This window comes from Thermogemmatispora sp., assembly GCF_042408735.1.
GTDB lineage: Bacteria > Chloroflexota > Ktedonobacteria > Ktedonobacterales > Ktedonobacteraceae > Thermogemmatispora.
On record NZ_JBHOQV010000094.1, the window covers coordinates 92,704 to 108,907 of the forward strand.

Annotated in this window: 13 protein-coding genes and 2 pseudogenes; 9 read left to right on the top strand and 6 right to left on the bottom strand. The window is 61.0% G+C overall.

The window, feature by feature from the left end; all coding sequences use genetic code 11:
* Window positions 1–80: 80 nt before the first annotated feature.
* The 3 genes from ACFMO7_RS07990 (at window position 81) to ACFMO7_RS08000 (ending at window position 2,686) form a co-directional block, all read left to right on the top strand.
* Window positions 81–1,343 (top strand): DUF1501 domain-containing protein, encoded by a 1,263-nt coding sequence (locus ACFMO7_RS07990; protein ID WP_376794999.1) that lies wholly within the window; start codon window positions 81–83, stop codon window positions 1,341–1,343.
* A 240-nt stretch (window positions 1,344–1,583) separates the two neighbouring features.
* A complete protein-coding gene (locus tag ACFMO7_RS07995) occupies window positions 1,584–2,132 on the top strand; it encodes a hypothetical protein (protein WP_376795000.1) in 549 nt (182 codons plus the stop codon).
* Complete coding sequence (locus ACFMO7_RS08000) at window positions 2,132–2,686, top strand: hypothetical protein (RefSeq protein ID WP_376795001.1); 555 nt, start codon at window positions 2,132–2,134, stop codon at window positions 2,684–2,686. The genes ACFMO7_RS07995 and ACFMO7_RS08000 overlap by 1 nt, the downstream gene beginning before the upstream one ends.
* A 347-nt stretch (window positions 2,687–3,033) precedes the next feature.
* On the opposite strand, the gene mctP is transcribed toward ACFMO7_RS08000, so the two are convergent.
* Complete coding sequence (gene mctP / locus ACFMO7_RS08005; RefSeq protein WP_376795002.1) at window positions 3,034–4,620, bottom strand: monocarboxylate uptake permease MctP; 1,587 nt, start codon at window positions 4,618–4,620, stop codon at window positions 3,034–3,036.
* A gap of 105 nt (window positions 4,621–4,725) precedes the next feature.
* Window positions 4,726–4,920: a DUF3311 domain-containing protein gene (locus ACFMO7_RS08010; RefSeq protein WP_376795003.1), complete on the bottom strand. Its 195-nt coding sequence runs from the start codon at window positions 4,918–4,920 to the stop codon at window positions 4,726–4,728.
* Window positions 4,921–5,513: 593 nt separating this feature from the next.
* Here ACFMO7_RS08010 and ACFMO7_RS08015 point away from each other — a divergent pair.
* Both ACFMO7_RS08015 and ACFMO7_RS08020 read left to right on the top strand, forming a co-directional pair.
* Window positions 5,514–6,689 (top strand): hypothetical protein, encoded by a 1,176-nt coding sequence (locus ACFMO7_RS08015; protein WP_376795004.1) that lies wholly within the window; start codon window positions 5,514–5,516, stop codon window positions 6,687–6,689.
* Window positions 6,690–7,017: 328 nt separating this feature from the next.
* Window positions 7,018–7,971, top strand: a pseudogene (locus tag ACFMO7_RS08020) (HpcH/HpaI aldolase/citrate lyase family protein); the annotation flags it as partial.
* A 159-nt stretch (window positions 7,972–8,130) separates the two neighbouring features.
* Here the strand turns inward: ACFMO7_RS08020 and ACFMO7_RS08025 are convergent.
* The 3 genes and pseudogenes from ACFMO7_RS08025 to ACFMO7_RS08035 form a co-directional block, all read right to left on the bottom strand.
* Window positions 8,131–8,652: pseudogene (locus ACFMO7_RS08025) on the bottom strand (MaoC family dehydratase); the annotation flags it as partial.
* Window positions 8,653–8,691: 39 nt separating this feature from the next.
* A complete protein-coding gene (locus ACFMO7_RS08030; RefSeq protein WP_376795005.1) occupies window positions 8,692–9,870 on the bottom strand; it encodes an acyl-CoA dehydrogenase family protein in 1,179 nt (392 codons plus the stop codon).
* Window positions 9,871–9,980: 110 nt separating this feature from the next.
* A complete protein-coding gene (locus ACFMO7_RS08035; protein WP_376795006.1) occupies window positions 9,981–10,907 on the bottom strand; it encodes a LysR substrate-binding domain-containing protein in 927 nt (308 codons plus the stop codon).
* Window positions 10,908–11,334: 427 nt separating this feature from the next.
* On the opposite strand from ACFMO7_RS08035, the gene ACFMO7_RS08040 reads away from it, so the two are divergent.
* From ACFMO7_RS08040 to pheA, 4 genes are all read left to right on the top strand, one after another.
* Window positions 11,335–12,165: an AAA family ATPase gene (locus ACFMO7_RS08040; protein WP_376795007.1), complete on the top strand. Its 831-nt coding sequence runs from the start codon at window positions 11,335–11,337 to the stop codon at window positions 12,163–12,165.
* A 246-nt stretch (window positions 12,166–12,411) separates the two neighbouring features.
* Window positions 12,412–12,603, top strand: a complete 192-nt coding sequence (locus ACFMO7_RS08045; RefSeq protein WP_376795008.1) for a hypothetical protein — start codon at window positions 12,412–12,414, stop codon at window positions 12,601–12,603.
* Between the two features lie 295 nt (window positions 12,604–12,898).
* Window positions 12,899–13,279: a DUF983 domain-containing protein gene (locus ACFMO7_RS08050; protein ID WP_376795009.1), complete on the top strand. Its 381-nt coding sequence runs from the start codon at window positions 12,899–12,901 to the stop codon at window positions 13,277–13,279.
* A gap of 247 nt (window positions 13,280–13,526) precedes the next feature.
* Complete coding sequence (pheA, locus tag ACFMO7_RS08055; RefSeq protein ID WP_376795010.1) at window positions 13,527–14,471, top strand: prephenate dehydratase; 945 nt, start codon at window positions 13,527–13,529, stop codon at window positions 14,469–14,471.
* A gap of 356 nt (window positions 14,472–14,827) precedes the next feature.
* On the opposite strand, the gene ACFMO7_RS08060 is transcribed toward pheA, so the two are convergent.
* A complete protein-coding gene (locus ACFMO7_RS08060; RefSeq protein WP_376795011.1) occupies window positions 14,828–15,859 on the bottom strand; it encodes a P-loop NTPase in 1,032 nt (343 codons plus the stop codon).
* Window positions 15,860–16,204: the final 345 nt, after the last annotated feature.

Consider the following 16,204-nt stretch of genomic DNA (forward strand, 5'->3'; position numbering starts at 1 on the left):
GCGCCCAACGACCCGCAGACCGGCGCCGCGGCTGGCCGGGGGAGCCGATCACGCCTGGAGGAAGAAAGGGAGAAAAAGCGATGATACTTTCTCGACGCGCGCTTGTCAAAGATGGCATGCTCGTTGTGAGCGCCGGCATGATGATGCCCTCGATTTTCAGCCGGGCCCTGCTCTCGGCGCGTGCCCAGGCCCGTGAAGGGGGACGTCTGGCCCAGGCCGCCAGCCAGCGTACCCTGATCGTCGTCCAGCTAGCCGGCGGCAACGATGGGCTGAACACTGTCATTCCCTATACGGACAGCCACTATTACCAGAGGCGTCCGACGCTGGCCATTAAAGAGGGGCAGGTCTTGCCGCTTGACCAGCGGCTGGGTTTGCATCCTGAGATGACAGGGCTTAAAAAGCTCTGGGATGGTGGACATCTGGCGGTGGTCGAGGGAGTCGGCTATCCCAATCAGAGTCTCTCGCACTTTCAGGCGATGGACATCTGGCAGACCCTCGACCTCAGCGGCAACGGACGTCAAGGCTGGCTAGGCAAGCTCGTAGCGGGCCTCGTTGATCAGGACGGTCACCCCTTTAAGGCACTGGAGATTGGCAGCCAGACGGCGCTGGCCCTTTCCTCGCTGACCACCCAGGTCCCAACGCTAAGCAGCCTGAGTGCCTACCGCATCAACGCTGACCCTGCCGATCACGATGGGGGCGTCTCGCGGCTGCAGGCGCTGCTCAAGCTCTACAACTCCTATCCTCGTAGCGCGCCCTATGCGGCGCTCTTGGAGGCCACGGCTCTCGATGCCCAGGAGGGCACACGTCGCCTGCATCAGGTGGCCAACGCCTACAAACCTGCAGTCGACTATCCCCAGGGACCTTTTGCCGAGGGACTCAAGATTCTGGCGGAGGTCATCGCGAACGATCTGGGCCTGCGCGTCGGCTACATTACCCTGGGTGGTTTCGACACGCACGCCAACCAGCAAGAGACCCATGCTCAGCTTGTCAAAACCCTTTCCGAGGGCCTCTATGCCTTCTACACCGACCTGGCCTTGCACGGCAAAGCGGATCAGGTCGTGATCATGACCTGGTCCGAGTTCGGGCGCCGGGTCGAAGAAAACGGTAGCCTGGGGACCGACCACGGAACAGCAGCCCCGATGTTCATCGTTGGCAGCGCTGTCAATCGGGGCATTTTCGGTGAGCCGCCCTCGCTCACCAATCTTGACGAGAACGGCAACCTCAAATACACGGTTGACTTCCGCTCTGTCTATGCCACCGTTCTGGAGCGCTGGATGGGTGCCTCGGCTCGCGATGTGCTGGGGGGGTCCTTTGCCGTTCAAAATTTCCTCCTCAGCTCCTAGCCTGGCCCTGCTGCCCGCATGTCTTGCTCTGCCATCGCCATCCAACAGAACAGCGAAGCCGTCGACGCAAGTTGCCCGCCGCTGCCGATCGCCTGGTGAAGCCTCGGCTGATCGGTAGCGGCGAGCTATTTGGGCGGACCGTGGCGGCCTCCGGCGAGGTTACTGACATGCCCTCTGGGATCTTTGCTATAATATGAACCGGTTGATCTAACTCTCGCAGTCAGGAGTACCATCGTCAAGATGTCTGATGATTTCAAGGAAGAGGGGTATCCGCAGCGACGTGAGCTGTGGATCACGCTGGGCATTGTGGTGCTTGTGATGCTGGTTGTCCTGGTTGGTCTCATGGCCTACAGCCACCTGCCACGGGCTGGCGGCAATAGCAACGATACGCTAACGGCGCTCACCCCCACGCCGGCGCAGAACAATCCGGTGGCCTCCATCGAGCTGAATCGCACCTTCTCCTTTAGCGGAGTCAACTTGACCGTAACCCGGGTTGGCGAAGCGGGCAGCTACTCTGATGATCAAAAGCACCAGAGCAAGTATGTCATCCGGGTCTATCTCGAGGTACAGAATCCTGGCGAATCGCCGGTAGGGATAGAGTACCAGGCCCTGGCGCGCCTGGCCTTGCCCGACGGTACGCAGATCGCCCCCCAGCTAATCACCATCCCGCCCGTGGTTCTGCCGGGCCAGAAGCAAACGGGCTACCTTGACTTCCCTGTCAATCAGCAACTCGACCTTTCCTCCCTTTCGCTGCATCTCGGCAAGAAAGCGCAGGTGCTCTTCTCCTGATGGCTTTTCCTGACGACTACCAGGAACAGGAAGAACAGGAACAGGGGTCGGAGGAGCGAGGGAGCGACGAGCTTCTCGCCTCAGAGGAACTACGCCTGCCAGAGGGGGCCAGCTTCCTCGTGCGACTGCATGCAGTTCGTGCCTGGCTGACACGGCGGCAGGAGGAGGCCAGACTGGCTGCGGGCCGGGCTGCCCTGCGCTTGCAGGAGCTGGCTCTCTCTGAGGAAGGGCCGACGCGCCTGCGTCGCCGCGAGCTGGAGCAGCAGGCCAGGCGGCAGCAAGAGGCTCGCCAGGACCTGGAGAACGCCAATCTCCGCCTCCAGACCTATGCTGAAGCGGCGGCCCTCTTAGAAGAGACAGTCGACCACGTTGGCGGCCAGCGGGTGCTCGTCGAGTACTATCTTGCCCTCAGCCAGCTCCTGGAGCGCGAGACGGAGCGCGTCGGCTCTCTGCCCGAGAGCGGCGAGACTATTGCCCGCTCGCCTCGCCTCCAGACCTTGCAAGAAGTGCTGCGGCGCATCGAGCAAGTGAGTGTGCCAGCCGAAGACGATTGAGGACTGGCCTGGCTCAGGCGCGCCTAAGCGGGAGAAACCGAGGAAGATGGCCCTGGTTTGGACGGGGGCAGGCCGGTCTGGCCTGGCCTGGAGACAGACCGGTTCGGCTGTCCCAGAGATCTCATAGGGCGCAGTCAAACAAGGCACCCGAGCAAGAGCAAGAGAGACAAGCACGCTCTCCCAAAGAGAGGGAAAGCGGCTTGTCTCTCTTTGCTTCTTCCCAACAGCTCCAGCGGTTAGAACCTACAGCTCTGGCGCTGGGCCAGGCTCCTCAGCCAGTCAGCCCGCCAGTCAGTCAGTCAGCGGCCAGTGGGCGTCGAGGAGAGAGCGAGCGCAAAGGCAGGCGCTCAGGCCAGCTCCTCCATCAGGGGTTCCTTGGGGAGAGCGGCCAACCCCTCCTCCTCATAATCGACAGGCTGCGTATTGTCCTTGCCCGAAGGGACGCCCAAGGCCCGGAAGATCGGGGTCAGGATCACCGTCAACACCAGGTTGACCAGCAGCGAGTAGACGGCGATATAGGCGGCGATCTTCACATTGCCAAGGGAGATCGTGAAGACCGAGGAAGAGAAGTTATTGGCCACGGCCATCCAGGTACCGGTGACCATACCCCCGACCCAGCCGACGATCATCGCCCAGCGGTGCATCCAGTTGGTGTAGAGGCCCAGGAAGACCGGCGGCAGCGTCTGAATAATCCAGACCCCGCCCAAGAGCTGGAAATTGATAATATCGGTGGCCGGGACCAGCAGGATGAAAAGCAGTGCGCCGAACTTCACTACCAGCGAGACCACCTTAGCCACCGTCGACTCCTCGCGGTCCGAGCAGTTAGGGCGGAAGTACTCCTTGTAGATATTGCGCGTAAAGAGGTTAGCGGCGGCGATCGACATGACTGCCGCAGGTACCAGGGCCCCGATCGAGATAGCGGCGAAAGCGAAGCCGGCGAACCAGTCGGGGAAGGCCCAGCTCATGAGCGAAGGCACCGCGCCGTTGGCTTTATAGCTCTGGAAGGCCGGCTGGCTGGTGACTCCGGTACCGGCGGCGATCGCCATATAGCCAAGCAGAGCCAGCAAGCCCAACATCAGCGAATAGAGAGGCAGGAGCGCAGCGTTGCGCTTCACCACCTGGCGGCTGCTGCTGCTGAGCACGCCTGTCATGGCATGGGGATAGAGGAAGAGGGCCAGGGCTGAGCCAAGGGCCAGAGTTGCATAGGCCATCTGGGCCTGCGGCGTCGTCAGCAGATCGCGGAAGGTTGTTCCCTGAGCCAGCGCGTTGAGATGCTTCGTATGGGCGGCGGCAAAAATGTGGCCGAAGCCGCCCAGCTTGATCGGAATCACGATGATCGCGGCGATCATCACTGTAAAGATCATCAGATCCTTAACCAGAGCAATCATCGCCGGGGCGCGCAGGCCGCTCGTGTAGGTATAGGCGGCCAGAATAAGGAAAGCGATAATCAGGGCTGCCTCGACCGGGATGCCCATCTGAGCGATGGAGACCTCGATGCCGAACATCTGAAGAGCGATATAGGGCATCGTGGCCAGGATACCGGTGAAGGCCACCACCAGGGCGAGGGTGCTGCTCCCAAAGCGATCGCGGACAAAGTCCGAAGCCGTGATATAGCCATGCTTTCTGGCGACGCTCCAGAAGCGCGGCATCAACAGATAGACCAGCGGATAGGCCACGATCGTGTAAGGAACGGCGAAGAAGCCAGTCGCTCCGCTGTTAAACATCAGGCCCGGCACGGCGACGAAGGTGTAGGCCGTATAGAGATCACCACCCAGCAAGAACCAGGTGATCACCGTGCCGAAGCGCCGACCTGCCAGCCCCCACTCATTAAGCAGGCTCAGATCGCCACGGCGCCAACGGGCGGCCAGGAAGCCCAACACGGTGACGAGAATGAAAAATACGATGAAGACGCTCAAGGCGACAACATTGACCATTGCAGTCTTTCCTTTCTCGGCAGGCATTGCATTGCGGTGCAATGCGGCAATCCGTTGCGCTGCTGCTCGAACAACGCTGTTCTCAAGGCCGCTTGCGTTGCTGGCTCAGGCTTTCAACCAGTAAACAACGGCGGTGACCAGCGCGCCGAGAATGGTCCAGAGCAACTGGTACCAGTAGAAGAAAGGAATGCCGATGAACTCCGGCTGATAGAAGTTGTAGAGAAAAGGTAGCAGGGTAGCGACGAAGGGGATGATGAGCAGGAGAAGAGGCCAGCGTCTCTTCTCGGTACGGGTAACCATAAGCCGTCACTCCTTTGAAACAGGTGGTACGATCCCCGCAGCGCGTTGGGAGACGGTTGGATGGAAGACCTGACGACTGGCATGATTGGGACGGCCCGCCTCCTCCGATAGCAAGAGCCAGCCCACAAGCATGAGGCAGTGGATGAAAAGCACGCACCTCAGCGGCTGGCTCGCTTGCTCACTGTTGAGCTGGCCGCGACCGTCCTCGCGTGCACCCTTGCACGCGCCTGGCCCGACCAGGTCGGACTGGCGTGTCTCTCTGTCTGTACTGTTGCTGGACTGGGCAACCGACACGCACAGTGCTGACTGGCATGTTATAATCGTACGCAATAAAGGTCGAAAAGTCAACCCGCCCTTGAAGCCAGTCTTATCGAGAAATCGGACAAGCGTATCTTATACCCCTTGCCACCCTTCCCTCATCGAGAAAGCGGACTGGGCTGATTGGAGGGATCTCAGGCGCTACACGCTTACGGAAAGTATAATGATATAAAGGTAGCACTGCTACCTATCAGTCTGGTGAGTTAAGCTCTTCCTGGATATCCGTCATATACAGTAAAAAGGATATAATTAGAAGAAAGGTAGATACTCTGCTCATGAATGAAGCGCAGACGAAAGGGAGCGCGTGGGATGTGGAGGAGCGGGAGTTGCGCGGAGCGGCGCTGCCGGAAGGCTCGATCATCCTCGGCGGGCGCTATCGTCTGATCCGCCTGCTGCATGAGCGTCCGCGTGTTCATCTCTACCTTGCCAGGCGACTGACTGGGAGGCGGGAGCGCATCCAATATAGCGAGGAGCCGGAGCCGCTAGTGGCGGTGCGCGAGCTGCTGCTAGGAGGACTTGGCCCGCGTGAGCGCATGCAGATTGAGCGGGCGGCCTACGAAGAATTTGCCTCCTTTACGTTATTGGCCTCGCCGCGCCTGCCCGAGGCGGGCGATCGCCTGCGAGTCGAGGGAGAGCGACACTATCTTGTCCAGCAGCTCGTTGGTCTGCGGCAGGCGCGCGAGCTAGAGGTCATGACGCTGGCCGATCTGCTCCTTGCCGATGGTCGCTGGCCGGCCTGGCTCGACCTGGAGCTTGCCCTCTCGTGGAGCATCCAGCTCGCCCGTCTGGTGGCGCGTCTGCATCGCCTGGGCTGTGTCCTGGGAGACCTTGATCCGGCCACCGTTCTGATCGATGCGGAAGGGCGGGCCCCCTGGTCGCCGACGCTCCTCGTCTCCTGGCCGCCGCCGCCGGTCTTCTGGCAAGCGACCGTTGGGACACCGCAGCTTGCCGTTGAGCAGTATCGCCAGCTCTTTCCCCCGCCTTCTCCTTCAGCGGCCAATCCGTTCGTGGCTCCCGAGGTCTTCTCGGGTCAGTGTGACGAGCGCTCCGACGTTTATTCTCTGGGGGCGCTACTCTATCTGCTTTGCACCCACTACGCTCCTATCACCGCCACTCATCGCCAGTTGGCCGAGATCCTCGAATGTGAAGAGATGGGGGCCGAGGTCCCTGATCCTCTGGAGCCATTGCCCGTGCCCGAGGGCCTGGCGCTGGTACCGCCGCATTTGCTGAATGTTCATCTCCCGCTGGCCATTGAAGATATTCTCCTGCGGGCTTTAGCGCTTGATCCTGAGCTGCGCTATCCTTCGGCGTTCGCCCTGGTAGAAGAGCTGGAGGCTCTGGATCTGCGTCGTCTGGGGTCCTTGCGCTATCGGCCAGGTCCTCTGGTAGGTTGCCTGGGCAGGCTCTCCGCCTTCCTGCGGCGCTGGACGGGCGCTGCTTGCCTTGTCTGACCAAAGTCTGCTTCTCTCTGTCCCCCCTATCACCCTGCCTGGTTGCCCGTGGGTCAGTCAGGGCGGCCTGGGCCCGACTGCTCCTCGGGTCTGGTGCGCTATCTGTCCGGTCGACCGCTGCTCTCGCTCCCCTTCCCTCCTCGCGCTGTGCTCTTTCGTCGGGCGCTGGCCTCTCGATGCTCTCTGTGCTCCGCCTGGGAAGGCTTGCCCGAGAGAGGCCGCTTGTGGTCCGGACCAGTGCGGTCATACAGGTCCATCTGGTTGAGAATAGGGGATGGTATGATAGAGAGGTGATTGGAGAAGCTCCTGTCTTGCCCCAGTTGGACCGGCTGCTTTCTCGACAGCAGGTGACAAAGGAGAGGATAGAGCCATCATGAGCACGGTGCGCCTCAGACGCAGCGAACTATCGACCCCCGCCAGCAATGCACGTATGCTGCAAAAGGCAGCGGCCAGCCAGGCCGATCTGGTCATGTTAGATCTCGAAGACTCGGTCTCCCCAGCCGAAAAAGACCAGGCGCGAGCCCGGGCTATCGAGGCCCTGCGCTCGCTTGACTGGGGGAACAAGACCCGTGCAGTGCGCATCAACGATCTTGAAAGTGAGCACGCCTATCGCGACATTACAGCGTTGGTCGAAGAGGCCGGCCAGCAACTTGACCTGCTGATCGTGCCGAAAGTCAGACGGGCCCGCGATGTCTGGTGGGTTGATCGCTTGCTGACTCAGATCGAGAAGCGCTGCAGGCTAACGCGACCTATTGGGCTGGAAGTCCTGATCGAGGAGACAGAGGCTTTGATCAATGTCGAGAAGATCGCTCGGGCCAGCGCACGTCTGGAGGCCCTGATCTTTGGTCCTGCCGACTACGCGGCCTCCCAGGGTATCGATCTCAAGTACATTGGCAACGACCTGGAGACCTACCCTGGTGATCTCTGGCACTATGCGCGCAACAAGATAGTCATTGCGGCTCGGGCAGCGGGCATCGAAGCCGTCGATGGTCCCTACATCGACATTCGTAATCCCGATGGCTATCGGCGCGAGTGCCTTCGGGCGAGCGTCCTGGGCTTCAGCGGCAAATGGGCCATTCATCCCGATCAGATCCCCATCGCCAACGAGATCTTCTCGCCCACGCCCGAGCAGGTGGCTCAGGCCCGTCGGCTGGTGGCCCTCTATGAGGAGGCCCAGCGCAAAGGCCAGGGAGCCATCGAAGTCGAAGGCCGCATGATCGACGTGGCCGTCGTACGCAATGCGCGCCAGCTTCTTGCCCGCGCCGAGCTACTGGGCCTCTAGCCTGCCAACGATCAACCGGCAGGGCAGGCAGCGGCCCAGAGCCAGCCCTCCAGGCGCCGTGGGCCGTGCCTGCCCTGCCTGCCTGCAGCTTGCTGCTTCCAGAGGGAGGCAGGTCTGCTTGTTCCCTCCACTCAGGAGTCAGGAGAGAGGAACTTTTATCTAGAGACTGGTGCCGTCGCGTCCTCGCTCGATCTTCTCACGGATCTGGCGCTGCAGCTCCTCATCTAAAGCCCGTGTAGGTACCAGCACGCGCCTCCGGTAGGAAAGCACCTTTTCCCCACGCTGGTTGTAGGCAAGCGTCTCAACGGTCACGATGCCCCGATCCGGCTTACTGGTTGAAAGCCGTTTCTCCAGCACGCGCGACTCCGCATAAATGGTGTCACCATGAAAGGTCGGGGCCAGATGCTTCACTTCCTCAAACTCAAGATTGGCGATCGCCTTCCCGCTCACATCGGGCACGGACATGCCGAGCACGATGCTGAAGACCAGAGCGCCCACGACCAGGCGCTGCTTATGCTGGGTGTGTGCGGCATAGTTGGCGTCGATGTGCAGGGGATTATGGTTCATGGTCAGCATGCAAAAGAGCATGTCATCGTACTCGGTAATCGTCCGCCCTGGCCAATGCTTATAGACATCCCCGACCTCGAAATCCTCGTAGCAACGACCGAATTGCATAGTACAGCTCTCCTTCCGTGCACTCTCTAACCTGGCCTGGTCTGGTCAGGACTGCGGTCCGTCGAGCGGATAGCGCTGCAGGAGCTGGCGGGCGATGATCAGGCGTTGGATCTCGCTTGTCCCCTCGCCGATCAGCATAAAGGGGGCATCGCGATAATAGCGTTCAACGTTGAACTCCTTAACGTAGCCGAAACCGCCATGGATGCGCAGGGCCTCAAGGGTCACGCGCTGACACATCTCGGTGGCGAACAGCTTTGCCATCCCTGTTTCGAGATCGCAGCGTCCGCCAGCATCCTTCTTGCGAGCCGCCTCGTGGAGCAGCAGCCGGGCGGCTGTGATCTCCGTATACATATCGGCGAGCTTGAGCTGGATAGCCTGATGTTCTGCGATAGGGCGACCGAAGGTACGGCGCTGCTGGGCGTAGCGAATCGCCTCCTCGAAGGCAGCGCGCGCCAGACCCACAGCTCGAGCAGCGACATTGAGGCGTCCGATCTCGAGGCCACTCATAGCCTGTTTGAAGCCCTGGCCCTCGACGCCGCCGAGCAGGTTGGCCGCTGGTACACGCACCCCCTCAAAGACCAGCTCGGCGGTATCCACCCCCTTATAGCCCAGCTTGTCAAAGGTGCGACCCACCTGCAGGCCCGGCCTCTCCCTCTCGACCAGAAAGAGGCTCATCCCGCGATAAGGCGGCTGAGCCTGAGGATCGGTGCGCGCCAGGACTGCCAAGATGCCGGCGTGGACCCCATTCGTCACCCACAGCTTGGCCCCAGTGAGCACGTAGTCGTCACCCTCGCGCAGCGCCGTCATGCGAATGGCCTGGACATCGCTGCCGGCCTCCGCCTCCGAGAGACAGAGGGCGCCCCGGCGCCTGCCCTCCGCCAGCGCTGGCAGAAAGCGCTGGCGCTGCTCTTCAGTGCCATACTGAGCGATCATGGCGGCGACCAGGATGTGCGTATTAACCACCCCAGCCAGGCTCATCCAGCCGCGGGCCAGCTCCTCGATGAGCTGGACGTAGGTCAGCAGGTCCAGTCCCAGGCCGCCATAGCTCTCAGGAATCGTCGCGGCGAACAGGCCGAGGCGGCGCAGCTCTTCAATCAGCTCGCTGGGATAGCGATCCTCATGTTCTAGCTGCCGAGCAACCGGTAGCACCGCGCGCTCCACAAAGCGCCTGACCTCGGCAACCAGCAAACGCCGCTCCTCATCGCCGCGTAATGGCGTCTCCATCGCTGGGTCTCCTTTACTTGCTTGCTTGCACTCGATTGCAACACGAGAATTGCTCCTGTGCCAGGCCAGGCGGACGCCCGTCCACTCCGACAGGCTGAGAGTGGTCGGCACTAGGAGCGAGGAGGTTCCTGCTTGCGTAGCCGCTTATCGGCGTGCTGCAAAAGGAAGAGCTTAAAGGCGCGCGCCGTGGCGGACAGATTCTTATCCTTCAGGTGGACGATGCGCCACTGGCGAATAATCGGGAAGCCCTCAACATCGAGGATGACCAGGCGGCCCGTCTCCAGCTCCATATCGATGGCGACCCGCGAGATGAGAGCGATTCCCAGGCCGGCGGCCACGCCCTGCTTGATAGCGCTATTATTGCCGACCTGCATGGCTACCTTCAGAGGAACGCCGGCCTCCTGAAACAGGCCCTCCAGGGCTGCGCGCGTCCCCGAGCCAGCCTCGCGCAGCAAAAAGGTCTCGCGCGTCACCTCCTCGAAGGGCACCTTGCTGCGCCCGGCGAGGCGATGGGTTGGAGCGGCCACTAAGACCAACTCGTTAAAGGCAAAAGGCTCGATCACTACCGGAATGTCATCGGGAACGCGCCCGACTACGGCGATGTCGATCCGATTGTTAGCCAGGGCCTCCACGACCGCAGCGCGATTCAGCACGTTTAACGTGATCTCTACCTCGGGATACATCTGATGAAACTTCCCGAGCAGACGTGGAATGACGTAGGAGCCAACGGTGGTGTCCCCGGCTACACTGAGCCGCCCATAGTGAGGGCTGCGCAGCGACTCGATAACCTCTAGCGCCTCATCGATGACCGAGAAGATCTTCTGACTGTAGAGATAGAGTTCCTCGCCCGCTTGTGTCAAATGAGTTTTTCGTCCGATCTGATCGAAAAGCTTGACACCCAGGCTCTCCTCGAGCTGGCGAATCTGAGCAGAGACAGCAGGCTGACTGAAGTGCAGCTCCTCGGCAGCGCGAACAAAGCTACAATGCTTGGCGACCACCTGAAAGGTTGCGAGCTGATGCAGGTTGAGCGTGCGCATGGGTCTCCTGGCAAAGGAATAGAAATTCTACAGAGTATGTGTAAGATGTAGGAAGCACAGATGCACAGATGCTTGCGCTTTGCTGTTTATTTACTATCTTAGAAGAAAAGAGCCGGCCTCGGCAAGCGAGCACAGCGAGGGACAGGCTGGTGGAGATCGGCCCTGCGGGCCGGCTGTCCTGGACAAAGCCAGCTTCTACCCGGCGGCCTCCTGTGGGCGGATAGCGAGTGGAGGAAACGCCGTGTGGGGCGGAGTGCTTGCAGCTATCGCTCTTCTCGGTATACCATGAAGAGCAAGAAGAGAGGTGGCAGAGAAACGCAGGCGCGCCACGCTCGCGCTGGTACTCTCTGCCCACCGGCAGATGTCTGCTCAGGAGAGGAGCAGCGGTCAGTGAGTCGGAGCGGCCAGGGAGCCGAGGAGCCAGAACATGAGCGGTGAAAACGAGGAGTCGCTCGGCATACGAGCGGCGGAAGAAGAAAGCAAGCGCTCTGCGGGTGCGGCCGAGAAAGGTGGTGCCACACGTCTTCTGGAGGAACGGGCCTGGAGCGCGGAACTGCCATCGGGGATACCGCCACAGGGAACGGTGGTAATTACCATTACCCGTCAGCTTGGTAGCGGAGGCAGCGAGGTGGGGCGTCTGGTGGCCCGTCGGACAGGGCTGCGCTATCTAGATCGTCAGATTATTACCGAGGTAGCCCGTCGACTGGGCGTGGACATGCGCGAGGCCAGGCGTCTCGATGAGTATACAGCCGGCGTTGCTGCCCAGATCCTGGAGGCCGTGCGCGCCAGCCAACCGTTCACCCTCAACTATGCCGGTTTACTTGGCCAGACCGGTCGTTCCTTGCAGCAACGCGACGAGGTCGCCTATCTCCATCTGACCCAAAAGGTCATTTTGGAGATGGCCACGCAAGGGAACGTCGTCATTGTCGGACGCGGCTCACAATTTCTGCTGCAGCACGCCCCGCGTACCCTTCACGTGGCCATCTTTGCTCCCCTGGCGCAGCGCCTGGAGCGCGTCATGAACGCCTTACGGGTTGACCAGCGTCGGGCGCGCGAGCTGATCGAGCAGCGTGACTATGACTATGGCGCCTATCTGCGCCGCTACTATGGCAGCGACGGCCAACAGCCGGGCCTCTACCACTTGCTTATCAATACCGGCCTCTTCTCCTTCGAGCAGGCTGCAGACCTCGTCTGTCAGGCCCTTACCGCCCTGCACAGCGGAGCGGGAGCCAATGACCTGGCCTCCCCCCAGCGATGACTCATTAGACAGCCCGCATCGTCCTATGGTATACTGTAGCGAAGGCAGGAGGAGGGTCAATTGCCCTTTTCTTCTGTGCCGGAAAGCATTCTGCCCGCGGGGAGCGATGCCGTGCCAGGGTGGGCGAGATGGAGCTGGCGGGCAGGCAAACGGGCGTCCGTGTTCAGAAACCGAACAGCAGGCAAGCTATGACTGCTGATACAGTAGATCGGTCAGCCATCATGAGATGAAAGGGGGTTAGAGACCATGCCACGCAAAGGTGAGCTGTCCAAGACGGCGCGCGCCTCGTTGGCGAATCGTGAAGAGATCAACCATCTGACCAGCCGCATTTGTGCCAAGTGCGGTGAGCCGATCATGCTCAAGGAGCTGCAGCCGGTGAAGGTGATCGGCAAGGGAATGGTGTACTACCACAAGAGTCACTACACCATTCAGCAGTAGGAGTACTGGCGGCGGGGAGCGCACGCACTCAGAGCGAACAGCTCGTCTGGCCCTCAGCTTGGGCCGGCATGGGGCAGGCTGAGCGGAGTGGGTTGGGCCTGCTCGGTTCAAGCGGGGATCTGCTCGCCGGCGGGTGGTTTTCCTCTCTGCTGACTCTGCCGGGTGCGGCTCGCTGGCGCTCCCGTCCGCCCCTGCTCAGCTCAGGCGAGCAGTTCTGGCCTTTCCCCTCCGAGGTGGCGGAGCAAGGTAGCGGCGGCTGTGAGTGCGCCTCTTCGCCTGAGAAGGTGTTGAGCCAATGACATGGAAACGAGCACGAGTACTATTCATCCGAGCCTTATTGCTGCGCTGTCCCGTTTGTGGTGAGGGCAAGCTCTACTGCGGATTCTTCAAGACCTACGAGCGTTGTCCTGCCTGCAATTTCGAGTACGAGCGGGAGCCGGGCTACTATACCGGGGCTATGGCCGTCAACCTGGTGCTGAGCGAGCTACTCATTACGGCGATCACCATCCCGCTGGCGGTTAACACCAGCGTCCCCTTTGTCCCACTCCTCATCTGGGGCATGACCATGCCTGTCATCTTCCCTCTGCTCTTCTACCGGCACACCAAAAGCTTCTGGATGGCCTTTGACCATCTTATTCATCCGGTCACCAACGAGCGCGTCTTTTTCCCTGAATAGAGCAGCGTCAGGACCAGGACAGGGGCGAGGGAGAAGGGAGGGAGGCCGTGGCCGCCTGGCAGAGAAGCTCCCGCGCTGCTCTGGACAGAAGAGAGCCTGTCCGAGTGAGGGAGCAAGCTGTTCTCTTGTCTCCTGGGACTTGCTGGCCGAGGCTGGCCAGTTCGGCAGCAAGCTTTCCTCTTGACAGTCGAAACGGGACTTGGGACAATCAAGACCAACTATCGATGTGAGGAGCAGATATCGTTAAATGGTACAATCGCTAGGGCATCAGCAGGACCGTTCACCATTGGAGGAGCCAGCCCCTCCGCCGGCAGCAGGGGCGATTGTGGAAGAAGGTCAGCAAAGATCGGTGGAGGCCGGCGGCAGAGAGGGAGCTGTTCGTGTGGCTTTTCAGGGGGAGCGCGGCGCCTTTGGAGATGAAGCCGTTCGGGCTTACTTTGGCCCGGCCAGCGAGCCACAGCCCTACCGCAGCTTCGCGGACGTCTTTCACGCCGTGGCCTCGGGGGCCGTCGACTATGGTCTGGTTCCCGTAGAAAATTCGCAGGCTGGCAGCATCAATGAAGTCTATGATCTCCTGCGCCAGCATGACCTCTTCGTTATTGGAGAGATCAGCCTGCCGGTCAACCACTGCCTGCTCTGTCTGCCTGGCCAGCAGCTCAGCGATATCAGGCGCGTGATCTCTCATCCCCAGGCCCTGGCCCAAAGCGAGGCTTTTCTACGCGAGCTGGGGGTGGAAGTCGTTGCCAGCTACGATACTGCCGGCAGCGCCAAGATGATCCGCGAGCAGAATCTGCAAGGAGTGGCGGCTGTTGCCGGGGCCGCGGCCGCCGAGCTGTATGGTCTGCAGATTCTGGCCGAAGGGATTCAAACCATCAAGGACAACCACACGCGCTTCATCGCTCTTGGGCGCGATCCGGTGCCGCGGCGAGAGGGGCCTGCCAAGACCATGATCGTCATGGCGACGCCGCACCAGCCGGGAGCGCTTTATCGCTGCCTGGGAGTCCTTGCCGAGCGGGGTATCAACCTTCTCAAGCTCGAGTCGCGTCCCTCGCGTCAGCGTGTCTGGGAGTACGTCTTCTATCTAGACTTCGAGGGACATCGCGATGATCCGCCTGTGCGCAGCGCCCTGGCGGACCTGGCCCAGCACACGACCTTTTGCAAGGTCCTCGGTTCCTTCCCACGTCGCATTTAGGACCCCTCCCTGGCTGCGCTGCGCTGCTGCCCTGGGCTGCGCAGCCGGAGAGCCTCGGCTTAGCCCGGTGTGGCAAGAGAACCAGCTCAGCTCAGAAGAAAGGGGACTGTCAGGCAGGCTCTTCTGGTGAGGGAGCACAGCCTCTGGCATCCTTGCCTGCTGAGCTTGCCGCTCCTGCGCCCGCTGGGCCCGGCTGTCTCCCCTCCTTGTCCCCTGCTCCCCTGACTGGAGACTGCGGGCCCAGCGGAAGCGTCACAGGCGTGGAGCAGAGGAGGCCTGGCTCACCAACTGATCGCCGGAAGGCGATCGGCAGGCGCGCAACAAGTAAAGCTGCTAGCTGCTGAGCAGGGCCTGGCTTAGCGCTTGATCTTGAGCGTATTCAAGAAGTTCTCGGCCAGCAGTTGATAGGCCGACGACTCATACTCTTCAATGCGACCTGCGTCGCAGAGGGCGGCGACCTGGGGATCGATCGGCAGTTGTGCCAGCAGCGGCGCGCCGGTGATGGCGACCAGCTCGGCGCCCTGGCTGGGACCGAAGATCTCGTAGCGTTCACCCGAGGGCGTCTCAAAGTAGGCCATATTCTCGACCACGCCGATGATCGTGCCCTTCAGGTGCCGAACCATGTTAATGCACTTTTTGACCACCATCGTGGCCAGCAACTGAGGCGAAGAGACGATAACTACCCCATCGGGGACCACGGCCTGCATGACTGTCAAGGGAGCATCCGAGGTGCCGGGCGGCAGGTCTACCAGCAGGAAGTCAAGCACATCCCAGTCGACGTCGCTATAAAATTGCTGGATCGCCTTGGCTACCATTGGCCCGCGCCAGATGACCGGATCGCTCTCCTCCCCCAGGAACATGTTCATTGAAATGACCTTGATGCCGCCACGGCTCTCAACAGGACGAATGCGGTTGTCGGCCAGCATCGTTGGCTTGGCGCTCAAGCCGAACATACGCGCCATGCTAGGCCCGGTGATGTCGGCATCAAGCACACCAACGCGATGGCCCTGACGCCGCAAAGATACCGCCAACAGCCCAGTCACCAGCGATTTCCCAACACCCCCTTTGCCGCTCATGACGGCGATCACATGCTTGATCTTGCGCCCCGGACCAGAAGCCATTGTCAGAGGAATGCCCCGGCCAACGGGCGCCTTTTTGGGAGCGACCGAGATCGGTTCGCCCTTGATGGCCGCATTGAGGTCCTTGAGCAATAAGTCCAGCTTCTCTGGTGGCAGACGGTGGGTGCGCGCCCCCCCAGCGATGCTCTCACGGGACCCGACCGCGCAGGCCGTACAGGGCAACCCGTACCCGTGGAAGACCTTCACGGTCTCCGGGTGCCTGGTTACCACATCATGAATAACCATATCGGCAGTAATAAGCTCCGCCATATCAGCTGATACCCCGTCCTCTCGCCGACCTGCCCACTCCAGGTGGACAGAGGCAGGCCAGCGTTGGTCTTTCTCTCTGATGCCCATGTCGGTTTCGGAAAGTGGCTCTCGCACTTAATTCCGACTTGTGCACTAAGTATTATAGCACAGGGAAGCTGGCTCTGGCTATGTTCTGCCCTGAGCCAGGGAAGGGGCGCCTGGCTGGCCGGGTCTGAGAGGGAGATAGGTGAGAGGAAGCCCTGCGAGCGAGGGGCGCTGAGGAAGGGGGGCCATATTCTAACATTGCGTGGCAAAAGACAGTATGTTATCATGGCCGCGAGGAATCCAGCCGAGCTTGCCTCGTTG

Excerpts from the sequence above, each read along its gene's own strand:
- ACFMO7_RS08030 (WP_376795005.1), bottom strand. The coding sequence starts at position 9,870 with ATGGAGACGCCATTACGCGGCGATGAGGAGCGGCGTTTGCTGGTTGCC.
- pheA (WP_376795010.1), top strand. The coding sequence starts at position 13,527 with ATGGTACAATCGCTAGGGCATCAGCAGGACCGTTCACCATTGGAGGAG.
- ACFMO7_RS08015 (WP_376795004.1), top strand. The coding sequence starts at position 5,514 with ATGAATGAAGCGCAGACGAAAGGGAGCGCGTGGGATGTGGAGGAGCGG.
- mctP (WP_376795002.1), bottom strand. The coding sequence starts at position 4,620 with ATGGTCAATGTTGTCGCCTTGAGCGTCTTCATCGTATTTTTCATTCTC.
- ACFMO7_RS08010 (WP_376795003.1), bottom strand. The coding sequence starts at position 4,920 with ATGGTTACCCGTACCGAGAAGAGACGCTGGCCTCTTCTCCTGCTCATC.
- ACFMO7_RS07995 (WP_376795000.1), top strand. The coding sequence starts at position 1,584 with ATGTCTGATGATTTCAAGGAAGAGGGGTATCCGCAGCGACGTGAGCTG.
- ACFMO7_RS08035 (WP_376795006.1), bottom strand. The coding sequence starts at position 10,907 with ATGCGCACGCTCAACCTGCATCAGCTCGCAACCTTTCAGGTGGTCGCC.
- ACFMO7_RS08060 (WP_376795011.1), bottom strand. The coding sequence starts at position 15,859 with ATGGCGGAGCTTATTACTGCCGATATGGTTATTCATGATGTGGTAACC.
- ACFMO7_RS08040 (WP_376795007.1), top strand. The coding sequence starts at position 11,335 with ATGAGCGGTGAAAACGAGGAGTCGCTCGGCATACGAGCGGCGGAAGAA.
- ACFMO7_RS07990 (WP_376794999.1), top strand. The coding sequence starts at position 81 with ATGATACTTTCTCGACGCGCGCTTGTCAAAGATGGCATGCTCGTTGTG.
- ACFMO7_RS08045 (WP_376795008.1), top strand. The coding sequence starts at position 12,412 with ATGCCACGCAAAGGTGAGCTGTCCAAGACGGCGCGCGCCTCGTTGGCG.
- ACFMO7_RS08000 (WP_376795001.1), top strand. The coding sequence starts at position 2,132 with ATGGCTTTTCCTGACGACTACCAGGAACAGGAAGAACAGGAACAGGGG.
- ACFMO7_RS08050 (WP_376795009.1), top strand. The coding sequence starts at position 12,899 with ATGACATGGAAACGAGCACGAGTACTATTCATCCGAGCCTTATTGCTG.